The 24,148-nt window shown below is 61.3% G+C and carries 20 protein-coding genes and 1 riboswitch; of the genes, 5 read left to right on the top strand and 15 right to left on the bottom strand.

Going from position 1 to position 24,148, the window contains the following annotated elements:
* Positions 1–22 precede the first annotated feature (22 nt).
* Both macA and AC1Z1G_RS11130 read left to right on the top strand, forming a co-directional pair.
* Complete coding sequence (gene macA, locus AC1Z1G_RS11125; protein ID WP_483626966.1) at positions 23–1,174, top strand: macrolide transporter subunit MacA; 1,152 nt, start codon at positions 23–25, stop codon at positions 1,172–1,174.
* 2 nt (positions 1,175–1,176) lie between these two features.
* Complete coding sequence (locus AC1Z1G_RS11130; protein WP_483626967.1) at positions 1,177–3,135, top strand: MacB family efflux pump subunit; 1,959 nt, start codon at positions 1,177–1,179, stop codon at positions 3,133–3,135.
* A gap of 58 nt (positions 3,136–3,193) precedes the next feature.
* On the opposite strand, the gene AC1Z1G_RS11135 is transcribed toward AC1Z1G_RS11130, so the two are convergent.
* Positions 3,194–3,928 carry a helix-turn-helix transcriptional regulator gene (locus AC1Z1G_RS11135; RefSeq protein ID WP_483626968.1) on the bottom strand — a complete coding sequence of 245 codons (735 nt, stop codon included), beginning with the start codon at positions 3,926–3,928 and terminating at the stop codon, positions 3,194–3,196.
* A gap of 756 nt (positions 3,929–4,684) precedes the next feature.
* On the opposite strand from AC1Z1G_RS11135, the gene AC1Z1G_RS11140 reads away from it, so the two are divergent.
* On the top strand, positions 4,685–5,635 hold the full coding sequence (locus AC1Z1G_RS11140) for a LysR family transcriptional regulator (protein ID WP_483626969.1): 951 nt from the start codon (positions 4,685–4,687) through the stop codon (positions 5,633–5,635).
* Between the two features lie 2 nt (positions 5,636–5,637).
* On the opposite strand, the gene hglS is transcribed toward AC1Z1G_RS11140, so the two are convergent.
* The 4 genes from hglS to glcD form a co-directional block, all read right to left on the bottom strand.
* Positions 5,638–7,035, bottom strand: coding sequence for a 2-oxoadipate dioxygenase/decarboxylase HglS (gene hglS, locus AC1Z1G_RS11145; RefSeq protein WP_483626970.1), 1,398 nt, complete (start codon positions 7,033–7,035; stop codon positions 5,638–5,640).
* A gap of 109 nt (positions 7,036–7,144) precedes the next feature.
* Positions 7,145–8,362, bottom strand: a complete 1,218-nt coding sequence (glcF, locus tag AC1Z1G_RS11150) for a glycolate oxidase subunit GlcF (RefSeq protein WP_483626971.1) — start codon at positions 8,360–8,362, stop codon at positions 7,145–7,147.
* Between the two features lie 3 nt (positions 8,363–8,365).
* On the bottom strand, positions 8,366–9,424 hold the full coding sequence (gene glcE / locus AC1Z1G_RS11155; protein ID WP_483626972.1) for a glycolate oxidase subunit GlcE: 1,059 nt from the start codon (positions 9,422–9,424) through the stop codon (positions 8,366–8,368).
* Positions 9,424–10,923 (bottom strand): glycolate oxidase subunit GlcD, encoded by a 1,500-nt coding sequence (gene glcD / locus AC1Z1G_RS11160; RefSeq protein ID WP_483626973.1) that lies wholly within the window; start codon positions 10,921–10,923, stop codon positions 9,424–9,426. Before glcD ends, glcE begins: the two co-directional genes overlap by 1 nt.
* 321 nt (positions 10,924–11,244) lie before the next feature.
* Here glcD and AC1Z1G_RS11165 point away from each other — a divergent pair, with 321 nt between their 5' ends.
* Positions 11,245–12,318 carry a diguanylate cyclase gene (locus tag AC1Z1G_RS11165; protein ID WP_483626974.1) on the top strand — a complete coding sequence of 358 codons (1,074 nt, stop codon included), beginning with the start codon at positions 11,245–11,247 and terminating at the stop codon, positions 12,316–12,318.
* Between the two features lie 41 nt (positions 12,319–12,359).
* On the opposite strand, the gene AC1Z1G_RS11170 is transcribed toward AC1Z1G_RS11165, so the two are convergent.
* Genes AC1Z1G_RS11170 through AC1Z1G_RS11180 form a run of 3 tightly spaced genes read right to left on the bottom strand, consistent with a single transcriptional unit; the run spans position 12,360 to position 16,004 of the window.
* Complete coding sequence (locus AC1Z1G_RS11170; protein WP_483626975.1) at positions 12,360–13,274, bottom strand: ABC transporter substrate-binding protein; 915 nt, start codon at positions 13,272–13,274, stop codon at positions 12,360–12,362.
* A complete protein-coding gene (locus AC1Z1G_RS11175; protein WP_483626976.1) occupies positions 13,267–14,010 on the bottom strand; it encodes a (2Fe-2S) ferredoxin domain-containing protein in 744 nt (247 codons plus the stop codon). Before AC1Z1G_RS11175 ends, AC1Z1G_RS11170 begins: the two co-directional genes overlap by 8 nt.
* A 14-nt stretch (positions 14,011–14,024) precedes the next feature.
* Positions 14,025–16,004 carry a TonB-dependent receptor plug domain-containing protein gene (locus tag AC1Z1G_RS11180; protein ID WP_483626977.1) on the bottom strand — a complete coding sequence of 660 codons (1,980 nt, stop codon included), beginning with the start codon at positions 16,002–16,004 and terminating at the stop codon, positions 14,025–14,027.
* Between the two features lie 94 nt (positions 16,005–16,098).
* A riboswitch (cobalamin riboswitch) is annotated at positions 16,099–16,300 on the bottom strand.
* 10 nt (positions 16,301–16,310) lie between these two features.
* Here AC1Z1G_RS11180 and AC1Z1G_RS11185 point away from each other — a divergent pair.
* Complete coding sequence (locus AC1Z1G_RS11185) at positions 16,311–16,550, top strand: hypothetical protein (RefSeq protein WP_483626978.1); 240 nt, start codon at positions 16,311–16,313, stop codon at positions 16,548–16,550.
* Here AC1Z1G_RS11185 and astA read toward each other — a convergent pair.
* From astA to AC1Z1G_RS11220, 7 genes are all read right to left on the bottom strand, one after another.
* Entirely contained in the window at positions 16,547–17,581 is a 1,035-nt protein-coding gene (gene astA, locus AC1Z1G_RS11190) for an arginine N-succinyltransferase (RefSeq protein WP_483627806.1), read from the bottom strand. The genes AC1Z1G_RS11185 and astA overlap by 4 nt on opposite strands.
* Positions 17,582–17,642: 61 nt before the next feature.
* Complete coding sequence (locus tag AC1Z1G_RS11195) at positions 17,643–18,659, bottom strand: arginine N-succinyltransferase (protein ID WP_483626979.1); 1,017 nt, start codon at positions 18,657–18,659, stop codon at positions 17,643–17,645.
* A 133-nt stretch (positions 18,660–18,792) separates the two neighbouring features.
* Positions 18,793–20,142 carry an APC family permease gene (locus tag AC1Z1G_RS11200; RefSeq protein ID WP_483626980.1) on the bottom strand — a complete coding sequence of 450 codons (1,350 nt, stop codon included), beginning with the start codon at positions 20,140–20,142 and terminating at the stop codon, positions 18,793–18,795.
* Positions 20,143–20,293: 151 nt separating this feature from the next.
* Complete coding sequence (locus AC1Z1G_RS11205; protein WP_483626981.1) at positions 20,294–21,046, bottom strand: N-formylglutamate amidohydrolase; 753 nt, start codon at positions 21,044–21,046, stop codon at positions 20,294–20,296.
* Positions 21,030–22,382 carry a type I glutamate--ammonia ligase gene (locus AC1Z1G_RS11210; RefSeq protein WP_483626982.1) on the bottom strand — a complete coding sequence of 451 codons (1,353 nt, stop codon included), beginning with the start codon at positions 22,380–22,382 and terminating at the stop codon, positions 21,030–21,032. Before AC1Z1G_RS11210 ends, AC1Z1G_RS11205 begins: the two co-directional genes overlap by 17 nt.
* On the bottom strand, positions 22,379–23,023 hold the full coding sequence (locus AC1Z1G_RS11215; RefSeq protein ID WP_483626983.1) for a cysteine hydrolase family protein: 645 nt from the start codon (positions 23,021–23,023) through the stop codon (positions 22,379–22,381). Before AC1Z1G_RS11215 ends, AC1Z1G_RS11210 begins: the two co-directional genes overlap by 4 nt.
* Before the next feature lie 2 nt (positions 23,024–23,025).
* Positions 23,026–23,877, bottom strand: coding sequence for a MurR/RpiR family transcriptional regulator (locus AC1Z1G_RS11220; protein ID WP_347905450.1), 852 nt, complete (start codon positions 23,875–23,877; stop codon positions 23,026–23,028).
* Positions 23,878–24,148 lie beyond the last annotated feature (271 nt).

Genomic DNA, 24,148 nt, shown 5'->3' on the forward strand with positions numbered 1-24,148 from the left:
CGCCTGGAGGCGCGGGGCATCTATGGAAAAGTTGAAGTTTCGCAAAATCGGTATGGGGCTGGTGCTGGCCGTGGCGGCCGGGCTGATTTTCTACACGGTGCAGGCGCCGGCAGAACCGCCCCAGTACCTGACCGCCAGGGTTGAGCGCAGTGATATTGAAAATGCGGTACTGGCCAGCGGGCTTCTTGAGGGCATCAAGCAGGTGGATGTAGGTGTCCAGGTTTCCGGCCAGTTGAAATCCCTCAAGGTCAAGCTGGGGGACAAGGTCAAGAAGGGGCAGTGGCTGGCGGAAATCGATCCGATGGTGTTGCAGAACACCTTGCGCCAAGCCGAGGTCGATGAGGAGAACCTGCAAGCACAACGGCGCGCTACCGCGGCACAGCTCAAGGAAACCAAGTCGGTCTACGAGCGCTATCACAACCTGCAAACGGACGCCGCGATTTCCAGGCAGGATTTCGAGACGGCGGAGTCCAACTACGAGGTTCAGCGTGCCAACCTGTTGTCCCTCGATGCCCAGATCAAGAGTGCGCACATTCAAATCGACACGGCGAAGGTCAATCTCGGCTATACGCGCATCGTGGCGCCTATCGACGGTGATGTCGTGGGCATCGTGACCCAGGAAGGCCAGACCGTGATCGCCCAGCAACAGGCGCCGGTGCTGCTCAAACTGGCCGATCTGGACACCATGACCGTCAAGGCCCAGGTGTCGGAAGCCGACGTGATACACATCTCGCCGGGACAAGAGGTGTACTTCACCATTTTGGGCGAGTCGGACAAACGCTATTACGGCAAGTTGCGGGGCACGGAGCCCGCGCCGCAGAACTTTCTTGAAACCCAGACCGCAGGCACCCCGAAACAGAACACGGCAGTGTTCTATAACGCTTTGTTCGATGTGCCCAACCCGGATCACCGTTTGCGCATTTCGATGACGGCCCAGGTGCGCATCGTCCTCGACACAGCCAAGGATGTGCTGACGGTGCCGGTGGCGGCATTGGGGGCTCGCAATACCGACGGCAGCTTCCTGGTGCGGGTGGTGGACGCGAGTGGTCACGCTCGGGAGCGCACAGTGCAGGCGGGGATCAACAACAACGTCAAGGTCCAGATCAAGGAGGGCCTGGCAGAAGGTGACCGGGTTGTCATCGGCGAGCCCGCGCCAGCCGTGGCGGGGGCCTGACGATGACGCAGCCACTGCTGGAGCTCAAGGGCATTACGCGCAGTTTCATGGCCGGAGACAGAGTGTTCACGGCCCTCAAGGACATCAACCTGACCCTCCATGCGGGGGAGATGGTCGCGATTACCGGCGCCTCGGGCTCGGGCAAGTCGACCCTGATGAACATCCTGGGTTGTCTCGACTACGCCACGGCCGGCAGCTACAAGATCAACGGTCGGGAAACCCGCTCACTGGGCGATCAGGAACTGGCCGAGCTGAGGCGGGATTACTTTGGGTTCATCTTTCAGCGTTATCACTTGCTGCCGCACCTGAGTGCCCTGCACAACGTCGAGATGCCGGCGATTTATGCCGGAACTGCTGAAACCAAGCGCCACAGTCGCGCCAGGGAGCTGTTGGCGCGGCTGGGGTTAACCGGGCACTTGACTCATCGCCCGAGCCAGCTTTCCGGGGGGCAGCAACAACGGGTGAGTATTGCCCGGGCCTTGATGAATGGCGGCGAGGTGATCCTTGCCGATGAACCGACCGGGGCCCTGGACACCGTGAGCGGCAAGGAGGTGATGCAGATCCTGCTGGAGCTGCATGCCGCCGGGCATACGGTGATCATCGTCACCCACGACCTTAAGGTGGCCGCCAACGCCGAACGCATCATCGAGGTCCGCGATGGCGAGATTGTCAGTGACCGGGCCAACGAGCGTGCCGGTCCGGACTTTCAGGCAGACGAAACGGCAACGCTCAAGCCCAACACCGCGCGGCGTCTTGTGGCCAGCCTCGAGTTGTTCAAGGAAGCGTTCAACATGGCCTGGGTGGCGCTGATCTCCCATCGCATGCGCACCCTGTTGACCATGCTTGGAATCGTGATTGGCATCACGTCGGTGGTGTCGATCGTGGCCATCGGGGAAGGGGCCAAGCGTTATGTACTCAAGGACATCGAGGCGATTGGCAGTAACACCATCGATATCTACCCCGGCACCAGTTTTGGCGACAGCCGTGCCGCCGCGATCGAGACCTTGATGCCGTCCGACGTGGCTGCCCTGAACGATCTGTACTACGTCGACAGCGCCACGCCCGTTGTCGGTCGCAACCTGCTGCTGCGTTATCGTAACGTGGACCTCAATGCGACGGTCAACGGTGTGAGCGAGAATTACTTTCAGGTGCGCGGAATCAAGATGCAATCCGGTATTCCCTTCAGCGAAAGCGATGCCCGCCGTCAGGCCCAGGTGGTGGTCATTGATCACAATACCCGTAGCAAACTGTTTGGCCCCGGGGTCGACCCTTTGGGCCAGGTCGTCCTGGTGGGGAACCTGCCATGCACCGTGATTGGCGTGACGGCAGACAACAAGAACCTCTTCACCTCCGCCAAGGCGCTGAACATCTGGGTGCCGTATGAAACTGCCGCAGGCCGGTTGTTGGGGCAACGTCACCTGGACAGCATCACGGTGCGGATCAAGGACGGACAACCCAGCAAAGTGGTGGAAGACAACGTCATCCAGTTGATCGAGAAGCGCCACGGCACCAAGGATTTTTTTACCAATAACCTCGACAGCGTCATGCAGACGGTGCAAAAAACCAGTCGATCCCTGGCGCTGCTGCTTTCATTGATTGCAGTGATTTCCCTGGTGGTCGGTGGCATTGGCGTAATGAACATCATGTTGGTGTCGGTCACGGAACGCACCCGCGAAATCGGGATCCGGATGGCGGTCGGCGCTCGGCAATCCGATATTCGTCAGCAGTTTCTGGTCGAGGCGGTGATGGTCTGCCTGCTGGGTGCAATGGTCGGCATTTCGTTGTCATTTCTCATTGGCTACCTCTTCACGCTGTTCGTCAAAGAGTGGCAGATGGTGTTCTCGATGGGCTCGATCGTCACTGCATTTGCGTGTTCGACCCTGATCGGCATCGTGTTCGGTTTCGTACCGGCGCGTAATGCCGCCCGCCTGGACCCGATAGAAGCGCTGGCAAGGGATTGATCACTGCCAAAAGACAGCCCGCCGACCTGTACAGGTCGGCGGGCTGTTTGGCCGGGTGTTATTGCGTTCGACCGAGAGGCGGCGTGGCGTTTTCCGTGGAGTACATCCAGCGGATCAGTGAGTGGCGCCCACTGATGCCCATTTTGATGGCAGCACGCTTCAGGTAGCTCTCGACGGTGTTGACCTTCAGGTTGAACTGCTCTGCCAGCTCAGGTGCGGTACGGCCGGCCAGCAGTCCGACACACACCTGCGCTTCACGTATCGACAGGTCCAGCCCTGACTGTGACAACCGGTCCGCGAACCGCTGCCGCAAGGTTTCCATTCCCTGGTTTTCCATGCCGTCGAGCGTCGTGATGTGATCGTCTTTCAACGCTGCCTGGGGATGGATGGCGGTGATGTGTTTCTCCACCATGGGCAGCAGCAACGAGGAGAAATCCTGCAGGATGATCCGTTCCTGTGGCGAAAAACTGTGCGCCAGGTTTGACCGGTAGACCGAGATGACATACCGATAGTCGTCTGTGCGGCGGGTCAGGTGCAGCTGCGTCGCCGACTCGCTGGGTCGTGCATGGGCGAGCGGCAGGCAGAACGCACTACTGGAAAACCCGGCAATGTGCTTGGGCGTATGTTGTTCGGGGGGGGAGTTGCCCCCGGCATCAACCCGCAGTTGGGAAATGTGCGTCGCATCCACCGCCAACTGGGTGCGTATCAGGTCATGCAACATACGGGGAAAATGACGGCTTCCCGTGCTCGCGATGACTTTGCCAATATGCGGGAACAGTACTTGTGAGTTCATCCTTTTACCCATTAAGTTCAAGTTGTGAAATCTAGGCTCCAGGCCAGTGGGTCTGAGAGTTTTTTGCGCGGCATTATGGGCCGGGCAGAGAAGATAAAGAGCAGGTTGTATGACAGGGGTAGAGTGGTTTGGTGGTCGGTCAATGAATAAGAGTTGAGTGTTTTGTTGCGTGTGGTGAGCCTGGAAAAGAGGCCGTTAAAAGTAACGTTGTATAGGTTTTTGTCGAAAGTGGTTGTATCGACATACCTGGGGTTATTACGCAGTGGCAGGGGGCCGCGGGCGGGGCAGAAGTGGCAGGGTTTATCGGGTGTTTGTTGGTCGAAAAACAAGTGGACTGTAAAACAGTCATCGGGCAACCACCGTGCTTGAGCATGCGAGGGCTCTTGTCCGGGCTCTCGACGTGGTTGTGATGTGTTGGCGACGTGGTGCCGACAGGACGGCGCTCTGAACGGATCTCGTCATTGGGATCTGCAGAAGTCTGGAAATCCAATATGGCAAATTCGTTTTTTTGAGCTAGCGTTGCAGGCTGGATATTTGACGAGAGCAGAAGATTCGAGTCTGGCATGTTAAGTGTTCTGCTGTGTTTTTCGAGTGCACGAATGGGGCGCAGGAAGCGCCTCACGATACGCCAATAGAGTTGTCGCAAATGATCGAACTATGTTGGATGAATTAGCGCTGTACTGCCTTTTTTATCAACGTTGCTGATTATTTAGCAGAACTTTCAATTTTAAAAGCGTAAAAAAAGGATGGGTAAGGATGAGTATGAGTCATGATCCGTTGGGGGAGGGGGCGCGGCGGTTACCGCCGCTCTATGCACTACGGGCTTTTGAGTTGGCAGCGCGGTTTGGCTCTTTTACTCAGGCGGCAGACCATCTTTTTCTGAGTCAGAGTGCCGTCAGTCGACACGTTAAAACCCTCGAGCTGCACTTCGGTTGTTCGTTGTTCGAGCGTAAAGGACCGAAAATTTCCTTGACCCAGACCGGACGGCTATTGGCTCAAGAGTTGAAAACCGGATTCCGCCTCATTGAGCGCGCGTGCATCACCATGCATCGAAAAGAACAAGCGCTACGGCTCAAGGCGCCTTCCACCTTGACCATGCGCTGGCTGCTCAATGTACTGGATGAATTTAATGCGCTGAATGTGGGCGAGCAGGTCCAGTTGTCCAGCGAATGGATGGACGTGGACTTTATCAATTTCGATGCCGAGCCCTTTGATTGCGCGGTGTTATTGGGGGATGGCCGGTTCACCGATGACCTGGAGTCGGTGAAATTGTTTGATGAGTGGCTTGTTCCTGTCTGTTCTCCCGAGTTTCTTGAGCAACAGGCATCACGGGAAGAGGGGATTTTTGCGGCCGAACTGATTCACCCCTCGAAGGATCGCCGGGACTGGCAGCGCTGGCTTGAGCGTGCCGGGTTGATGACTGCTTTCGAGTGGCACAAAGGCAAAGTCCTGGACACGCTGGAGCTGGGAATCTGCGCCGCCATTCAGGGCCGGGGCTTATCGATGGGGGACCTGGCCCTGGTCGGCGAGGAGCTGGTTAAAGGCTCACTGGTGCTTCCGTTCAACCAAGCGGTGAGTTCAGGGAACAGCTACTACCTGGTCTGGCCCGGCAGATCCCAGGGAAACTCAATCCTGGTGCGTTTCAAGGCTCGTCTACTGGCCAGTCGTCCGGCCATCCATAAGCAAGGCCTGGAGTTCCTGATGTAGGTTCAGGCCAGTGGCGGCACATCGAGCGCCTCGCAGCATTCGGCAATCGACCGCCGCTGTGTGTCGGCGTACAGCGCCAGTTCATCAAGGGTCGAACGCCCCAGCGCTTTTTCAAAGGCCTGTTGATTGGAGTGCGCGCCATAGTGAACCTGCGCCGCGTCGCCCAGGTTCGACTGAAAGATCCCCGCCGCGCTGACGGGCAGGAAGTCCTCATAAACCAGCGGCACGGCGCGGATGTACTCGGCGTTGATCAAATCCTCCAGAGAGGCTGCCTTCAGCGCGTCACTGTCGGCAGCCAGGCCTTGCTCGGTCACGCAGTAGCGGAAGAATGCCAGGCCTTGCTCGCGCATGCCGTCGTCACTGTCGGGGAAGGCCTTGAAGTGCTGCTCCATCAGGCTGTTGTAGCGCGCCGCGTTGCTCTCGTTGGGAAAGTCCTTGAGTTCATCGCGTGCGGCGTTCAGCAAGCGGTCATAGAGCGCCCGACCTTTGGGGGTCAGTGCCGCGCCCCGTTGCTCGATTTCACCGAAGCGAGCGCTGTGGCTGCCGTGAGGCTGATGTTGGTCGCAGAACGCGATGGGTTCATCCAGGGCCTTGAAACTGGTCTGGCGCAGCAGAATCGGGCACCGACGGCGCGGTGGCCCTTCGATCACCGCTTTGGGGGTGATGCCGTGTTCAGGCATTTTTGCCTGCACGCTGTCGATGTCCAGGGTGCGCGGCGTCAGGTGATTGATGTGCGGGCCCTTGAAGGCGACCACGTCGGCGATCAGGCGATGCTGGGCGCTGAGTTGCTGATACTGCGCGGCGGTGACGGTGGCGCTGGAGTGCCAGCGGAAGGTTTCCAGTGCCTGTGCGACGAAGTTCGCGGCTTGTTGCTCGTTGAGGCCGCCGTGTTGTTCGGCGTGCTCGATCAGCGCCAGTGCCTGCGCGGTGAAGATCGAGCGCTTGGCCAGCACTGTTTCGGCAAATGCGCGTAATTCCGGGTTTTCGATCAACTCCAGGCGCAACAGCGAGGTGAACACCCGGAACGGGCTGATCTGCAAGGAGGCTTCGTGCACGGCGCGGAATGCGGTGGAGTGCACCGGCACGCCGGCCGGTGTCAGGTCGTAATAGCCGACCGGTTGCATGCCCATCACCGCGAACAAACGGCACAGCATCGCCAGCTCGTCTGCGGTGCCGACCCGAATCGCGCCGTGGCGCTCCAGGTCCAGGCGCTCGATCTCGCCGGTTCTGCGCAACTGTTGGGCAACGCTCGGGTCGCTGTCCAGAACCTGCGCGTTGACCTGCGCCACCAGTTCCATCAGCGCGCCGTACAGCGGCACCTCTTCGCGGTACATATCGGACATCGCCCGCGAAAAGCGTTGGCGGATCTGATCAGGGCTGACAACGCTCTGCTGGCTCATAAAGACGATTCCCGGCGCAATGACAGTGGAGTGGCCCGATTCTGTTCGGCACAGAGGGTGCTGACAAACGAAGTTTCTTCAGTACTTCATTCTGTAAACGAATGCATCGTTAACGCAGTATCTCGTCCACCCGTTCGATCCAGTGCCTGACCGGCGTGCGCCCGGCGCTGCCGAGGTGGCTTTGGCAACCGATGTTGGCCGTGACGATCAGCGCCGGCCGGCCGCTCTCCAGCGCGTTGAGCTTGTTGTCGCGCAGTTGCCGGGCCAGCAGGGGCTGGGTCAATGAGTAGCTGCCTGCCGAGCCGCAACACAGGTGACTGTCGGGCACGGTCGTGAGGTTGAAACCGAGGCGGGTCAGTAGTTCTTCGACTGCACCGCCGAGTTTTTGTGCATGCTGCAAGGTGCAAGGGCAGTGGAAGGCAATCCGCTGTTCAGTGGCGGCGCACAGCCGCTCCAGCGGCTCCTCGCGCAGGACCTCCACCAAGTCCCTGGCTTGCGCGCTGACCCGTTCGGCCTTGGCCGCATAGGCCGGATCATTCCTGAGCAAATGCCCGTAATCCTTGATGAAGGCACCGCAACCGCTGGCCGTCTGCACGATGGCTTCGGCGCCGTTTTCCAGCGCTGGCCACCAGGCATCGATGTTCTGGCGGGCGCGCTTGAGCCCTTGCTCCTGAGCGTCGAGATGATAGTCGAGCGCACCGCAGCATCCGGCCTGTTCTACGGTGATGATGCTGATGCCCAGGCGGTCCAGCACTCGCGCGGCGGCGGCATTGGTGTTCGGTGACAAAACCGGTTGCACGCAGCCTTCAAGCATCAGCACCCGGCGCGCATGTACCTGGGTCGGTCGTTGGCCGGCTGGCGGTATGCTACGAGGCCATTGTGCTTCGAGGTCCCGAGGCATCAGCGGCCGGAAGATCGTCCCGAGCTGTAGCAGGGCCTTGAACCGCCCAGGGTTCGGCGCCATGGCCCGCAACCCCTGGCGCAACAGGCGTTGGCCCGGTGAGCGTGGCACTGCCTGATTGACCACCGCCCGGCCGATGTCCAGCAGGTTATGGAAGTCGACCCCGGACGGGCAGGTGGTTTCGCAGTTGCGACACGACAGGCAGCGGTCCAGGTGCAGTTGGGTCTGGGCGGTGGCGGGGTGGCCTTCGAGGACCTGTTTGATCTGATAGATGCGCCCGCGTGGGCCGTCCAGTTCATCACCGAGTAGCAGATAGGTCGGGCACGTGGCATTGCAGAACCCGCAATGCACGCAGGTGCGCAGAATGCTGTCGGCTTCTTCAGCCCTTGGCAGGCATTTGGCGGCGTCGCTCAGGGTGGTTTGCATGGCTCAAAGCTCCGCGTACATCCGGCCGGGGTTGAACAACCCTTGAGGGTCGAGTTGTGCCTTGAGTTGCCGGTGATACCGCAGCAGCGCCGGGGCCAGCGGCTGGAAGGGGGTGTCGCTGGCACCGTGGCTGAAACAGGTCGCGTGGCCGCCCAGTGCCTGCGCCCGTGACTGGATGTCGGGGGCGTCGGATTTTAACCAGCGTTGGGCACCGGCCCAGTCGATCAACTGCTCTGCGGGCAGCGTCAGCGGGCCGAGGTTGTTGGGCAGGGACAGGCGCCACAGTGGCAGCCCTTCATCAAAAAACGCCAGGCGTTGCTCATTCAGTGCCGCCCAGAAGGCCGAGTCCAGCGGCTCTCCACCGAGGCGTTGGTGGGCGGCCGTCACCGAGCCTTCGCCACCCTCAAGCCGCACATACAGGCGCTGGCCATCGTGGGCGGCGGCACTGATCGGCAGCGGCTGCTGGCCCCATTCGGTGAGCTTGCTCAGTGCCTGGGCCGGTGGCAGGTCCAGGCTGATGCTCAGGCACTGACGGGGTTTTGGCAGCACCTTGAGCGAGACTTCGGTCAGCAACCCGAGGCAGCCAAAACTGCCCGCCAGCAAACGCGAGACGTCATAACCGGCGACGTTTTTCATCACCTCGCCGCCCAGGCGCAGCACTTTGCCGCTGCCGGTGATCAGCCGGGTGCCGAGCACAAAATCACGCACTGCACCGACCCACGGCCGACGCGGCCCCGACAGCCCGGTCGCGATCATCCCGCCGACAGTGGCTTCGCTGCCAAACGAGGGTGGCTCACAGGGCAGCATCTGCCCGCAGGCGTCCAGCGTTGCCAGCACTTCACGCAGTGGGGTGCCGGCACGGACGGTGATCACCAGTTCGGTCGGGTCATAGTGGACGATGCCGCGGTGGGCACGGGTGTCGAGCACTTCACCCGCCACTTCACGGCCGAGAAAGGCCTTGCTGTTGGAGCCTTGAATACGCAGCGGCGTGGCGTTCTCCAGAGCCTGATGGATTTGCTCCAGCAGTGTGTCGCTGGCGTCTTTGTCGGGGTGGACCTGCATCAGAAACGCTCCAGTTCGGGGAAGGGCAGTTGCCCGCCATGGACGTGCAGGGCGCCGAACTCGGCGCAGCGTTGCAGGGTCGGAATGTTCTTGCCAGGGTTGAGCAGGCCCTGAGGATCGAACGCGGCTTTGACGCAATGGAACACCCGTAACTCATCGGCATTGAACTGCGCGCACATCTGGTTGATTTTCTCCCGGCCGACGCCGTGCTCACCGGTGATGCTGCCACCGACCTTGACGCACAGCTCAAGGATTTTTCCGCCCAGGGTTTCGGCGCGCTCCAGTTCACCGGGTTGGTTGGCGTCGAACAGAATCAGCGGGTGCATGTTGCCGTCGCCGGCGTGAAACACGTTGGCCACCCGCAAGCCGTGTTCACGGGCGAGGGTGGCGATACCGTCAAGCACCGCAGGCAGTTCGCGGCGCGGGATGGTGCCGTCCATGCAGTAATAGTCCGGCGCCAGGCGTCCCACGGCGGGGAATGCATTCTTGCGCCCGGCCCAGAATTTCACGCGCTCGGTTTCATCGCGAGCCTGGCGGATTTCGCAGGCGCCAGCCTGTTCCAGCACAGCGCGTACCCGCAGGCAATCGTCATGAACATCGGCTTCCACACCGTCCAGTTCACACAGCAGGATGGCCTCGGCGTCGACCGGGTAACCGGCGTGAATGAAGTCTTCAGCGGCGCGCACGGCCAGGTTGTCCATCATCTCCAGCCCTCCGGGAATGATCCCGGCAGCGATGATTGCGCCCACCGCCCGCCCGGCCTTTTCCACGGAATCGAAACTGGCCAGCAGCACCTTGGCGACCTGAGGTTTGGGCAGCAGCTTCACCGTGACTTCGGTGATGATGCCCAGCAAACCTTCAGAGCCGGTGAACAACGCCAGCAGGTCGAAACCCGCCGCATCAAGCGCTTCGGAACCTAGGGTCAAGCGTTCGCCTTCAATGGTCAGCACTTCCAGCTTCAGCAGGTTGTGCACCGTCAGGCCGTACTTCAGGCAATGCACGCCACCGGCGTTTTCTGCGACATTACCGCCGATGGAACAGGCGATCTGTGACGAGGGGTCGGGCGCGTAATACAGCCCGAACGGCGCGGCGGCCTGGGAAATCGCCAGGTTTCGTACGCCGGGCTGGACCCGCGCGGTGCGGGCGGCCGGGTCGATGTGCAGAATCTGATTGAAGCGCGCCATGACCAGCAGTAGGCCTTTTTCCAGTGGCAGGGCGCCCCCCGACAACCCCGTGCCGGCACCGCGTGCCACCACCGGCACGTGCTGCGCGTGGCAGAGTTTGAGCAGCGCCTGAACCTGTCCGATATGGCGCGGCAACGCCACCAGCATCGGCGTGGTGCGGTAGGCCGACAACCCGTCGCACTCGTAGGGCGCCAGTTCTTCTTCGCGGTGCAGTATCTCCAGGTCGGGGATTTGCTGGTGCAAGGCCTTGAGCAAGGCCTGCTTGTCGACCGGGGGCAGGGCTCCGTCGACGCGCTCGTCATACAGGATGTTCATCGCGCCATGTTCTCCAGGAATTCGCGATACAGTCGCGTTGTTCTGGCGGGGGCTTCAACCATCGGCATGTGCCCGACCCGGTCCCGGATCACCACGCGCAGCAACGTTGGGGCCTGAATCGCGGCGAGTTTTCCACGAGTACGCGTTCAGTGCCGTGGGCCACCAGACATTTATAGTCAAACATTGGCGCCTGGGCCTGCTTTGAGCCGCTGATCGGTGATGGCTATTTGAAGGCGCCCTGATAGACTCCTAGCATTCCCGAATGTATTACCCAGTGTTTCTGGTTCCGCTCAGCGGCAGCAAACAGGAGCTTTGGCCCCTATGCGAAAAACTGGAGGAAAGGGACTTTCACTGGCCAGGAGGCTGTACACCTCGCGAACCCTGGGGCTGGCCCTGGGGTTACTTTGCGTGGCAGCGGCCATACGTCCGCTTGATCGACCGGTGTGGGTTCTGGTGCTCATGCTGTTTAACGGCCTGCTATGGCCGCACGTGGCCTATCAATGGGCGCGTCACTCACCGATGCCTTACCACGCCGAACACCGCAACCTGCTCATCGATTCATTCATGGGCGGCTTCTGGGTGGCGGCGATGCAGTTCAACCCGCTACCCACGGCCACCTCCTTGTCGATGATGGCCATGAATAACGTGGCCATTGGCGGGCTGCGTTTTTTACTGGCCGGCAGCGCGGCGCAGTTGATGGGGATCGGCGCCGGCTTGCTGATTTTCACACCCGCATTCATCCCCCTCACCAGCCCCGAACAGTTGTACGCCTGCCTGCCATTGCTGACGTTGTACCCCTTGGCGCTGGGCTGGATCTGCTACCGCCAGGCCCACACCCTGGGCCTGCACAAGCGCGAACTACTGGCCCTGAGCCGCACTGACAGCCTGACGGGGTTGTTGAATCACGGCGCGTGGAAGGATCAACTGGAGATCGAATTCCAGCGTTGCCAGCGACACCAGCAAGGTGGGGCCATTGCGCTGATCGATATTGATCACTTCAAATCGATAAACGACACCTACGGCCACGTCGCCGGGGACATCGTGCTGCGTCAACTGAGCAGAATCCTCAAGCAAAACCTGCGTGCCGCCGACCTTGCAGGCCGCTACGGCGGTGACGAATTTTGCGTGATCCTCCCGGATTTACCGTTGGACCGCGCCGCCCAGGCCATGGACGCACTGCGTGACCGCTTCGCCACCCTGGGCTACGAACAGAACCCGACGCTCAGGGTCAGCCTGAGCATCGGCCTGGCCGCATTCAACCCGGCACACGGCGAAGCGACCTTGTGGCTCAATGATGCGGACCAGGCGTTGTACGAGGCTAAAACCACCGGGCGCAACCGGGTGATCTGTCGCACCGAGGGCGATCCACGGCGGGCAGTACTCGGTTCGGTGTGAGCCTCTGCGTGCCTTGTCTTTGCCTTCATTGATTGGGTTGGTCAGTTCAAGGCAGTGAGTTTTCTCGCCAGCTCCAGCACCACCTGGCCACTGGTGGGGGTCGGCACCAGATGGGCGAACGGAATGTCGATGATCCGGTTCGCCTTCACTGCCCGCAGTTGCGACAACGCCGGATCATGCTTGAGCAGGTAGCGCTTGCGGCTGGCAGGGGACCACACCGCATCGGCCAGTAGGATCACATCGGGGTCGTGTTTGAGCAGGGTTTCGCTGCTGACCACCAGGCGCGCGACATCGACATCGGCGAAGGTATTGCGTGCTCCAGCGGCCTCCAGCAGGGCGCTCACGAATCCGCGTCTGCCTTCGCTGTCCAGACCGTTCACTTCGCTGTCGAGGTAGAACACCGACAAGGGTTTTTCGGTGCTGCGTAATGCCGCGGCGCGGGCCAGGTCGGCGTCCAGTGCTGCGCTCAGTGTTCGCGCCTGATCCGGCCGTTGCACCAGGGCACCGAGGGTGTGCAGGTCGCGGCGGATATGCCCGAAATAATCCAGCGAATGCCCTTCGCAAGCCGACTCCAGCAAGTAACTGGCGATGCCGTTGTCTGCCAGCACCGGGCGCGAGCTCATGTGTTGGCGAAATGCCGAGGCGAAGCCACCGACCAGCAAGTCGGCGTGCTGGGTGTAAAGCACTTCGGCCGAAGGGTAGAGCCGGGATATCACCGGAATGCCGCGATAGGTGCCGTGTTCGATGGCCTGGCCGTCATCGTCGATATAGGCGACGCCGATCAGCGCCGGGCCGGCACCCAGGGCCAGCAAGGTGTCGGCGCTGTGTTGATTGAGCGCGATGATGCGCAGGGGGAGGTGGTCGAGCGTCCAGGGTTGCCCGCAGTTGTCGTAGGTCTGGGCCATGACCGGCAGCGCACTGCCGAGCAGCAGGCACATCAGCAGGGCGTTACGCATCCGGTTTGCTTCCGCTCGGTGGGTGGATCAGCAAGGTGTCGGCCACATTGCCGCCGAGTAAATGCACGTCCACCAGATGCTCTACGTCGTCAGCATGACACACCCGATACCAGCAGCCATCCGGATGCACGGTCAGCACCGGCCCCAGGTTGCAGGGGAACTGGCACGCGGTGCGGGTCAGCAACACACCGCCGGGCGTTTCGATCAGGTCATGCTTGAGCAGCGCGCGGCGCAAGGTTTTCCATAAAGGCAACGCTCCCCGGCGCACACAACGCGGGCCGGTGCAGAGGAACACCTGGCGGGCGTGATCAGGGATTGTCGACCAGCCCGGATCGCTCGGCACCGCGCTGACGTTGTCGCACGGCAAATGGCGCTCGGTCTGCCCGATACTGGCCCATGCCGCACGGGCATCCAGCCCCCGGCGCCCGAGTGCCGATCCGGTGACCCAGAAGCGCGGCGCTTGCGGGTGTTCCCGGGCGATGCGCCCAAGTTCATCGCGTAGCCAGTCCAGGTAGGCGCCGTCCGAGGTCGGTTCAAGGTCGACCACCAGGCGATTGCCCGCCCCCGGTTGGCGCAGTGCGCGCCACAGGTCTTCGAAACCGTCGAGGGTGTCAATGACCTGTGTGCTGCCTGCGTCAGTGTGCAGCGCTTGAAGATCACGACGGAAGGCTTCGCCCGTGGCCCCGCTGGCCAGCCCGGGGCCGACGAACAGGACGTCTTGATAATCGCTGTGCATGTCGGATTTCCCCCTCAAAACCGGTACGTGTAACGGACTTCGCTGGTGAAGGGCCGTCCGAGGTTTTCTACCTGAGGGCTGCCGGTGGTCATGCTGGTGGCGTAGTCACGGTCGAACAGGTTTTCCACCAGCAGGCTCACGCGATGCTGGTGAGCGTTATCGAGGTAGCGATAGGCATCGGCGTCGACCACCGAGTAATGGCCGTAATCGATGTCCCGCGAGCTGACCACGTTGCGGATGTAGCGAATCGCACCGCCGGCGCCCCACCTCCGGTCGTCCGACTCAAACCCCAGGCGCGAGCGGGCGAAGAAACTCGGGATGTTGCTGAGGGTCACGCCATTACGTGATTCGACAAGGTTGCGGGTCATGTCCGCCGAGAGGTTCCAGCGGTCGTCGAGCTGCCATTTGGCATCGGCCTCGACGCCCCGGACGTTGATCTCGCCTTCACCGTTGGTCCACTGCGCGCCGTCAAGGGTGATCAGGTCGGTGATGTCGCGCCTGAACCCGGTGACGCTCGCGCTGAATTCGCGGTCCAGCAGTGTGCCCTGATAGTCCAGGCCCAGCTCGGCGTTGCGGCTTTTCTCGGGTTTGAGGTTGCGGTTACCCATCTCATCCCCCGGCTCGTTGACGAACAGTTGCTCGGCGTTTGGCAGTTTGTAAGCGGTGCCGAACTGGCCGCGCAGTTGCCAGTGGTCAGTCAGGTCATACAACGAGGTGAGCATGCCCACGGTCGCGCTGTCGCCGCCACTCATGCTTTCGTGACGCACGCCGATGCTCGGGTGCCAGTCGGGCAGGGCGTCGATCACCGGCCGCAGTTGGGTGTACAGGGCGTGGGCCTGGGCTTTGTTGTTGTCGATCACCAGCACATCGTCCTGGCCCTTGAACCATTGGTTGTCCGAGCCGAACACCAGCACATGGCCGCCCGGCAATTGCGCCTTGCCTTCGGCTTGCACGCCCCAGTCGGTGAAACCCCAGTAATCGTTGTCGTTCACCACGCGAGTGCCGCCACCGGGCAGGTTGTTGATGCGGGTGTAGCGGGTGTCCCAATCGTTGACGTGGCCCTTGATGAAGTAGCTCAGTTGTTCGCTCAGGCGCTGTTCGAAGGTCGCGGTGGCGATCTGCTGCACCCGGTCATTGGTGGTCTTTTTGTTGTGGGTGGGGCGGGCGAAATCCAGGTTGGCGTCGGCGTATTGGTAGAACAGTTCCAGCCGCGAATCCTCACCGAAGGCCTGGGTCGCCTTGGCGCCGAGGGTGGTGACTTCGTAGGAGCGCTTTTTGTCGCTGACGGTGCTGCTCATGTCTTTGCTGCGGTACGGCTGATAGCCGTCGGAAACGTTGTGGCTGACGTACGCCAGCAAACCGAGGTCGCCGAAACCGTTGCTGAAAATATTTTCGGCGCGAGCGTCGCCGCTGCGGCCCATGAAACTGTCCAGGCCCAGGTTCACTTCACCGGATGCTTCACGAGTCTGGGCGCTACGGGTGACGATGTTGATCACCCCGGCGACGGCCTGGGTGCCGAACAACAGGCTTTGTCCACCCTTGAGCACTTCGATGCGCTCGATGGCGTTGGCCGGCAGGGTGTCGAGGTAGAGACCGCCGTACAGGCGATTGTTCAGGCGCACACCGTCGAGCAAAATCAAGGTGTCGTCGTTGCGCCCGCCCAGCAGCGAGTACGTGCCGTAGTCGAAGGGGCCATTTTTCGGCGCGACGTACAGGCCGGGGACGGACATCTGCAACACGCGGCTGATGTCGGCGCTGGGGCCGGCGCGTTCGATCTGCTCGCGATTGATGATTTCGACCTTGCTGCCAAAGCGCGCCATGTCGGCGACCGTGGTGGATTCCACCGAGGGTGCGCTGACCCTTTGCTGGTCGAGGGTCAGGGCCGTTTCACCGGCCAGCAGTGCCGGGCTGAACAGGCAGCCGAGCAGGGCGCTACAGGCGCCGAACAGCGCAGGACGAGTGTCCTGAGCGTAAAGGGATTGAATCTGAGTCATTGTTGGTCTTCTCGAAAAAAATCTTCGCAGAAGCACGCAGGAGAAAGTACCGGACACGCGCCAATACCGGCCCATGCCCGCCCACCGCAGGTTTGCCAAACAGAAATTCCAGGCCGGTCTCCGGGCTTGCGAGGCTGGACACGTTCACCTTCCCGGGCCTGGGCCCAGTGGTGTATCGAACGCGTCACTCGCTTACCGTTGCGGGGGCAGCACCGGACTGACCCTTGAGGGGCGCACCGGTTTCCCGTTTCACCTCATGCACGGCGGCATGAGGCACCTGAAACTGGGCGGCATCTGAACACTCGCATGACCGTTCGTCAACTTCGGCAGGCCGATGAGCGGTGCCTGTATTCACTCGCTCCCTTCAAATCAAGGAGCATCCTCACCCAATACTGCGCCGATGTGCGTGCGGTGGCGCGCAAGGAGGGGCTGACGGGCGACCTGTTCGGCGAATGGCAGGCCGTGGTGGGGATGGCCAACGAAACCAACCGCCTGGCCAATGGTTGCCACGTGCCGCCGGATGATGCCTTCACGCTCACTGACTAGGCCGCAGCGGCGTGTTGCTGCTGTTTGAGCAAGGGGACGGCGCGCACTGAATTGCCGGGTTGCAGTTGCAGGCGTTTGGCGGTCAGGCGGTCCACCAGCAGATGCCCGCCGACCAGCCGCGCTTGAGCCACGGTGATTCGGCAGTTCTCCAGGCGCCGGTTGTGGATCAACCACATCGGTGCTTCGTCGTCAGGCATGCCGACGGCCAGCGTCAGCGTCCGGCTGTCACGCACGGTGCGCACGTTCGAAACCTGGGCTTCGATCACCGGGCCACCGTCAAAGATGTCGATGTAGCCCTCATGGGAAAACCCCTCCGCGTTGAGGATCTTCATCGCAGGTTCGGTGTTGCTGTGAGCCTTGCCGATCACGGCCTGCGCCTGTTCGGTGAGCAGGCAGGTGTAGAGCGGCTGGCGTGGCATCAATTCGGCAATGAACGGCTTGTTGCCCAGGCCCGAGAGATGATCGGCCTGGCTGAAATCCATCTTGAAGAAATGCCGGCCCACACTGTCCCAGAACGGCGAGCAGCCATGTTCATCGGCGCGTCCGCGCAGTTCGGCGATGAGTTTTTTGCCGAACAGGTGCGGGAATTCGGCCACGAACAGCAACCGTCCCAGCGACAACAAGCGGCCGTTATGACCCACGCGTTGGTCGGGGCGCAGGAACAGCGAGCAGATCTCCGATTGGCCGGTCATTTCGTTGTTGAGGAACAGCGTCGGAATCTGTCGCTGGATACCCAGGTCGGGCGATGAACTGATGGTCATGCCCAGGCGATAGTTGTACCAGGGCTCACGCAGGCCGACAGCCCCCGTCAGGGCACTGATGCCGATGACTTGCTGATCGTCGTCCTCGAGCACGAACAGGTAATCCGCATCGGCCCGCTCGACCTGTTCGGCGAAAGTGCGCTGGGCCCAGCGCACCCGATGGCCCAGGCGCTCTTCGTTGGCCGGCAGGGTGGTAAGCCCCGGCCCCGCCCGTTGTGCCAGTGCCATCAAGGCCGGGATATCGGTCACGCGAACCGGACGTACGATCATCATGCAGCTCCTTCATCGCGCCCGTCCGGGCGCTGTGGTTCGGTGCGGTGCAGGGGCTGATTCATAGGGCAATCAGCCGGACCTGGCCGCCATCCTTGACGTGCAAGGCTTCAAGCATCTGCGCATCGAGCGGCACCGGTTGGCCGGGCAGCCAGGCCAGTTCAGCAACGATCGCGCGATAGCCCGGCAGCAAGTCGTTGCTCACCAGATACGGGCTGCCGCTCGTGCGGGTGGCCGACAGTCGAGCGACTGCGGTCTGGCTGTGGGCGACGGAACGAATGCTCGAGGTGCGGGCATAGAGCGTCGGGCCGGCGTCGAACAGATCGACGTAGCTGTTGGTCTCGAAGCCTTCACGTTCAAGGATGTCGAAGGCTTCCTGGCCATCGGGATGGACCTTGCCGATACAGTCCTGGGCGCTCTGCGGCAGCATGGGCACGTAAATCGGATAGTGCGGCATCAACTCGGCGAGAAAGGTCCGGCTCTGCAAACCGCACAGGCGCTCGGCCTCGACATAGGGCAGGTCGAAGAAGTGCTTGCCCAGGGCGTCCCAGAAGGGCGACTGGCCGTGCTCGTCGCTGTAGCCGACGATTTCGGTGATCACCGCGTCGGCAAACCGTTTGGGGTGGGCGGCAATGAACAACAGCCGGGCCCGTGAAAGCATTTGGGCATGCGCCGAGCCGACCAGTGCCGTGTCCACATGAAAACCGCGCAGCAAGGTGTGGCCGCTGAGGTCGTGACACAACGACAGCGCCGGCACGCCGTGCTGGATGTTCAGTTCACGGGAGGTGCTGGTGAACATCCGGTTGCGCAGGCTGTAGAAGGGTTCGGAGAAACCGGCGGTCGCGAGGATTTCCGAGCAGCCACGCAAGCGCTGTGCGGCGAGGTCCTCAAGGACGAAGAAGTAGTTTTCCTGCCCATTGCTCTGCGCCTCGTTGTCGAATGAGGCGCAGGACGCGAGAATTTTTTCGCGCAGTTGCTCGGTATCGTCTGGCAGGGAGGTGACGCCCACGAGGCTGTCGCGCGCAAGTTGCTGCAACTGGGGCAAGTCGGTTAACTGAACTGGACGCAAAGCCAGCATGGGTGCACTCCTGTTTCAAAGGGCCCGGTGCCGTCACCGTAGGGTGGGTTGCCGGGCCTGACGATCACGGTCGATTGCAGCGTTGTAGCGGCGGGCGGTCGAACCCTCTCAGCGCCCGCCCGAGTCTTTGTGTTCAACTGTTGGACGGATCGGGCAAGGCGTTGCTGGCGCTGTGGCGGTTGAGGAAAAACAGATACACCAGACCGATTGCAATCCACAGGAAGCCGAGTTTCTGCGCATCCACGCCCATGTTGTACATGATCGCCAGGGTGATGATCAGGCCCACTGCCGGGAAGATCAGGTGGCGGATGACCTGGCCTGACTTCTGCCGGCGCCAGTAGTAGTTGACCACCGTGAGGTGCAACAGGACGAAGCCGCTCAAGGCACCAAAATTGACCAGCGAGGTCAGGGTGTCGACCGAGTTGATGAACAGGTAGCAGATCAACAGTGACAGCACCGCCACCAGGTACAGCGCAATGTGCGGGGTGTTGTACTTGGGGTGAACCTTGGCCAGTGCTTTGGGCAATTTGCCGTCGCGGGCCATGCCGAACAGCAGGCGGGACACAGCGCTTTGCGCAGTCACGGCCACCGCGATGCCCCAGGCCAATGCAGTGGCCACGGCGGTCAGTGTCGCCAACCAGCTGCCGCCAGCGACTTCGGCAATTTCATAAAACGCGGTGTCGGCGGACTTGAAGCCCATGCCGGCTGCCAGGTCGGTGGCGATCCAGGTTTGCACCACGAAAATCACGCCCATCACGCCGAGGGTGATCAGCGCAGCCTTGCCGACACTGCGGCCCGGGTCACCTTTGATTTCTTCGGCGAGGGTGGAAATGGCATCGAACCCCAGGAACGACAGCACGGCAATCGAGACAGCTTGCATCAGCAGGCTGAAGTCAAAGGTTTGTGGGTTGTAAAGCGGCTTGAGGGTCAGTTCGCCATGGCCGGCCCCACCGTGCAAGGCGTTCCAGGCGTAGAACAGGAAGATCCCCAGCACCGCCAGTTGGGCGAACAGGAACACGAGGTTCATCCGGGCCGTGAAGCTGATGCCGCGCAGGTTGATGAAGGTCGCACCGACCAGGAATGCCAGGATGAACCCGACCTTGGGAATCTCCGGGTACAGGTGATTGAGCGCCATGGCTGCGTACACATAGAGCAGCGGTGGAATCAGCAGGTAATCAAGCAGCATCAACCAGCCGGCAATGAAGCCGACGTGCGGGTTGAGGCCGCGTTGTGCGTAGGAGTAGACCGAGCCGGCCACCGGGAATGCCCGCGCCATGCTGCCGTAACTGACGGCGGTGAAAATCATCGCGATCATGCCGATGATGTACGCCAGCGGCACCATGCCTGGCGCTTCCGAATTGACGTAGCCAAAGATCCCGAAGGGCGCAATCGGGATCATGAAGATCATCCCGTACACCACCAGATCCTTGAGCGTCAGACTGCGTTTGAGCTCTTGCTTGTAGCCAAAGTCTTCAACGTCCATGAAGCATTTCTCCTTGTGGGCCAATACGGCGAGTGCATCAGCCACGCACCGGGCAAGGGTGTCGTGGCTGGGGCAGTGGGTCAGTGACTCACTGCGGCTTTTTTATAGTTGTTTTACCGTTACTACAAACGACAGCGTTTACCTTTCCTTGTTACAGCAGGGGGGCCAGATAGTCGGCCCAGCGCTGCACCGCTTCCGGCGTGCGCAGCAAATCGTTGCGGACTTCGATCAGCACCGAATCCAGGCCGCGCGCATCGCCGTGTACCGGCACGGTCATGTCGGACAGCGGGTCAATGGTGTAGGGCTGATTGCCGGCCACGATCAGTTCATGTTGGCTCAAGCCGTCGATCAGCCGCTGGGCATAGGATTGCGCGCGGGCGTACAGCACGCCGGCTTCGACCGTTCGAGGCTGGCCATAGTAAATCGGGGTGAAGCTGTGAATGCCCACCACACGGACCGTTCGGCCTTGTGCCTGACGTGACTCGATCAGTTGTGCCAGGCGCTGGTGGAACGGGTTGAACAACTGTTCCCGGCGGTACTGACGGGTCGCTTCGTCCAAGACCTGGTTGCCCGGTACCTGATAAATCTCACTTTGCACGGGGATGCTGGAGTGGGCGTGCAGTGGTCGGTTGAGGTCAATCAGCAACCGCGAATAATTGGCCGAAATCAGGGTCGCGCCCAGTGCTTCGGACAAGGCTTCGGCCAACGCCAGGGCGCCGATGTCCCAGGCAATGTGCTCGCGTGCGGCGTCACTGCTCAGCCCCAGGTTATTCAGGGGCGCAGGAATGTAGCGGCTGGCGTGCTCGCACACCAGAATCAACGGGTGCTCGGACGCTTCCAGGTTCAAGCGATAGGCCGGCTTGGTAAACAAACCAAGCTCGGCAGACTCAGTACAGGCGTGCATAGTGCTCACAGAGTTGGGCGGGTGAGAGCTGATCCGTCAACGTGAGTTCTTCCTTCTTTAACGCAAAATATGAATCGGTCAGAGGCTTGGGCAGCGCGTCGAACAGCGCCTTGCTGTGACGCAGCATGGCCAGTGCTTGCGGCAGTGAAGCGGGCAGGACGTTGATCCCCAGGGTTTCACGCTCCTCGGCGCTGAGGTCGTCCGGTACTTTGTCGGTCATGGCCGTGAGTGGCATGCACTGTTCGATGCCCAGGCGTCCGGCAATCAGGATCGCGGCCATCGCCAAATGCGGCGACGCAGTGGCGTCCAGGGCGCGGAATTCCAGGTTGAATTGCTGCGCCTGGGACTTCTCTCCCATGCTCACGGTCGGGCAGATGCGCAGCGCGGCTTCGCGGTTGCGATGCCCGAGGCATGCGTACGACGCACTCCAGTGATGAGGTCCCAGGCGCAGATAGGAAACGGGCGTCGGCGCGGTCAACGCGCACAGCGCCGGCAAGTAATGCACGATACCGGCCGCCCAGTTTTCGCCGAGCATCGACAGGCCATTACGGCTGTTTTCGTCATACAGCTGTGGGTTGCCCGCAAGGTCTTGCAGGCTCATGTGCAAGTGCACGCCATTGCCCACGCCGTGTTCTTCGGTTTTCGGGGCGAAGGTCAGCGACATGCCCATTTGCCGGGCGATCTCGCGGGTGATTTCGCGCAGGTTTACCGCACGGTCGGCCGCCGCGACGCCAAGGGCCGGGCGACAGGTGATTTCGTATTGGTTTTTACCGAATTCCGGCAGGAACATTTCCGGCTCGGCACCGGCGGCGCGCAAGGCGCTGAGCAGCCAGCCGCCGAACTCGGCGCCCTGGCGTTGTGCGGTCAGCGACAACGCGGGTTGCGCAGGTTGGGGTGTCGCCATGCTGAGTTTGAATTCATGCTCGAACGCAGCGTTGACCTGTAAACCGAGCTGGTCGCGGTAACGCTGGATCTCGTCAGTCAACAGTGTACGTGGGCATGCGGCCCATGGCCGGCCATCGGTCTCGCAGATGTCTGCGTGGATGAAGTCCATGGCCGGGGCGTTGGCATCCGGGCCGTTGCTGACGGTCACGCGGCTACTCATGTCGGGAATCAGCCGCAGATCGCCATACGCACCCCAAGGGCTTTCGCTGGGGATGGTGTCTTGGGGCGTCAGGACGATGTTGGCCGGCACCCAGCCACACCCGGTGGCGGTGTAGCGTGGCAGCTCATCGGTGGGAAACGAGCGACCACGTGTGACGCCGGCCAGGTCGGTGGTCACCAGCGTGGTCATGTCCACGGGTGTCAGCGGTGCCACGCCGGGCGTGCGGCTCATGGCAGCATCTCCTGCAAACGGCCGATGACGGTCTGGGTGTCGGTGATCCAGCAGTAACCCTTGATCGCATTCAGGCACGCGTGGTGGCGTTCTTCGGTGTGGGTCGCGCACGCGTCTTCCACCAGCGTCACCAGGTAGCCACGGTCGGCGGCGTCGCGCACGGCCATGTCCACGCATTGGTCGGTGACGATGCCGGCAATGATCAAGTGGCGGGTTTGCAGGTTGCGCAGTACGTAGTCGATGTTGGTCGAGTTGAAGACACCCGACGAGGTCTTGGGCAGCACGATCTCGTTTTCCAGCGCTGCCAATGGTTCGACGATCATCGCGCCGGGGCTGCCCTTGGGCACGTTCAGGTTCGACAACTTATGGTCCAGCGAGCGGTCACGACCATCCACGGTCAGGCTCTCGATGACGGTGTGCAGAACGTTTTGCTGTGCCGAGCGCATGGCATCCAGCAATTTGCGCTGGTTGGGGATGACCATCTGGTGTGCGCGTGTCAGGAAGTAATCCGCCTCCGGGCCTCGGTGGTGGGCATCAAGTGATGAGTCCAGCCAGGCACGCTGCATGTCCACCAGCAACAGGGCCGTGTGGTCGGTGACGTACGGCAGGTCACGGGGCGAGCGGTGGGGGAGAATAAACATCCTTATTTTTCCTCTAGCAGGTGAGTGGTGAATTCGGCCCGTAGTGCATCGATGCCTTCCAGGCGCTCGGCAAGCTCGGGGCAACTCAGCCCCAGACAGGCAATCAGCGCCTCGACCTGGGCCAATGCCGGAACGAGGGTGTCGAACGCCGAGATGGATTCCACCGGAGCGGTCATCACCAGGTCAGCGAGTTCGCGCAGCGGTGACGCGTAGATATCGGTAAACAGCACGACCCGGGCATGCCGTTGCTTGGCGGCGTTGGCGACCCTGAGTGCCTGGGACTGATAGCGGCGGTAGTCGAATACCAGCACCACGTCCTGACGTTGCACGTCGAACAAACGGTCTGGTAATTGGGCGTTGTCTTCCAGGGCAAAACACCCGGAGCGGAACAGCCGCAGGTGATTGAGCAGGTACTGGGCGAGGAAACTGCTGAACCGTCCGCCAAAGCAATGCACTTGATGGCGACCGTCGAGCAGCCACTGCATCAGGATGCGCACGTCTTCGGGCTGGGTCAGTGCCTGGGTTTCCTGCAAGGCGCCCCCGCAGCTCTCCAGGTACTGGGTCCAGGTGTCACCTTTTATATGGGAGCGTGGTTGCAACAGAGTGCTGGGGGAGCGCAGTCGATGATCCATGTCACTGAGCAACGCTTCCTGGAACTGGGCATAGCCGCCGAAACCGAGCTTCTTCACCAGTCGTACGATGGTGGGGTCGCTGACGCCGGCGTGTTCTGCCAGACGGGACATCGGGCCCAACCCGTTACGCGGGTAATGGTCCAGCAAGGCGCGTATAACCTTGCGTTCCGCCGGCGTGAGGTCGAGGCCGGGCTCAGTAATCAGGTCTCTGAGAGAGGGCATCCGAGCTCCTGACAGGGGGTTGTGTTGTTTTCGTTTCATAATCCGTTAAAACAGTATTTATGTAATGTACGCTACATGTCTAGTGAATTTTTGTAGCCTTTGCGAGGCTCTAAATCGGCACTTAGGGCCCGCTCTGATTGGTTGTTCGGCTATTTCTGGAAGTGATGTAAGTAAGTACCTTTAAGCGTGTAGGACATTGCCGATTGGTTTGGATGACAGCTCTTTGGCCGCTGACGGCTCATAGGCCGGATAGCCCATTAATACGGCCCCT

Source organism: Pseudomonas sp. JL27(2026) (genome assembly GCF_056933555.1).

Bases quoted from the DNA above. Each gene is read 5' to 3' on its own strand.
- macA (WP_483626966.1), top strand. From the start codon at position 23: ATGGAAAAGTTGAAGTTTCGCAAAATCGGTATGGGGCTGGTGCTGGCC.
- AC1Z1G_RS11130 (WP_483626967.1), top strand. From the start codon at position 1,177: ATGACGCAGCCACTGCTGGAGCTCAAGGGCATTACGCGCAGTTTCATG.
- AC1Z1G_RS11135 (WP_483626968.1), bottom strand. From the start codon at position 3,928: ATGAACTCACAAGTACTGTTCCCGCATATTGGCAAAGTCATCGCGAGC.
- AC1Z1G_RS11140 (WP_483626969.1), top strand. From the start codon at position 4,685: ATGAGTATGAGTCATGATCCGTTGGGGGAGGGGGCGCGGCGGTTACCG.
- hglS (WP_483626970.1), bottom strand. From the start codon at position 7,035: ATGAGCCAGCAGAGCGTTGTCAGCCCTGATCAGATCCGCCAACGCTTT.
- glcF (WP_483626971.1), bottom strand. From the start codon at position 8,362: ATGCAAACCACCCTGAGCGACGCCGCCAAATGCCTGCCAAGGGCTGAA.
- glcE (WP_483626972.1), bottom strand. From the start codon at position 9,424: ATGCAGGTCCACCCCGACAAAGACGCCAGCGACACACTGCTGGAGCAA.
- glcD (WP_483626973.1), bottom strand. From the start codon at position 10,923: ATGAACATCCTGTATGACGAGCGCGTCGACGGAGCCCTGCCCCCGGTC.
- AC1Z1G_RS11165 (WP_483626974.1), top strand. From the start codon at position 11,245: ATGCGAAAAACTGGAGGAAAGGGACTTTCACTGGCCAGGAGGCTGTAC.
- AC1Z1G_RS11170 (WP_483626975.1), bottom strand. From the start codon at position 13,274: ATGCGTAACGCCCTGCTGATGTGCCTGCTGCTCGGCAGTGCGCTGCCG.
- AC1Z1G_RS11175 (WP_483626976.1), bottom strand. From the start codon at position 14,010: ATGCACAGCGATTATCAAGACGTCCTGTTCGTCGGCCCCGGGCTGGCC.
- AC1Z1G_RS11180 (WP_483626977.1), bottom strand. From the start codon at position 16,004: ATGACTCAGATTCAATCCCTTTACGCTCAGGACACTCGTCCTGCGCTG.
- AC1Z1G_RS11185 (WP_483626978.1), top strand. From the start codon at position 16,311: ATGACCGTTCGTCAACTTCGGCAGGCCGATGAGCGGTGCCTGTATTCA.
- astA (WP_483627806.1), bottom strand. From the start codon at position 17,581: ATGATCGTACGTCCGGTTCGCGTGACCGATATCCCGGCCTTGATGGCA.
- AC1Z1G_RS11195 (WP_483626979.1), bottom strand. From the start codon at position 18,659: ATGCTGGCTTTGCGTCCAGTTCAGTTAACCGACTTGCCCCAGTTGCAG.
- AC1Z1G_RS11200 (WP_483626980.1), bottom strand. From the start codon at position 20,142: ATGGACGTTGAAGACTTTGGCTACAAGCAAGAGCTCAAACGCAGTCTG.
- AC1Z1G_RS11205 (WP_483626981.1), bottom strand. From the start codon at position 21,046: ATGCACGCCTGTACTGAGTCTGCCGAGCTTGGTTTGTTTACCAAGCCG.
- AC1Z1G_RS11210 (WP_483626982.1), bottom strand. From the start codon at position 22,382: ATGAGCCGCACGCCCGGCGTGGCACCGCTGACACCCGTGGACATGACC.
- AC1Z1G_RS11215 (WP_483626983.1), bottom strand. From the start codon at position 23,023: ATGTTTATTCTCCCCCACCGCTCGCCCCGTGACCTGCCGTACGTCACC.
- AC1Z1G_RS11220 (WP_347905450.1), bottom strand. From the start codon at position 23,877: ATGCCCTCTCTCAGAGACCTGATTACTGAGCCCGGCCTCGACCTCACG.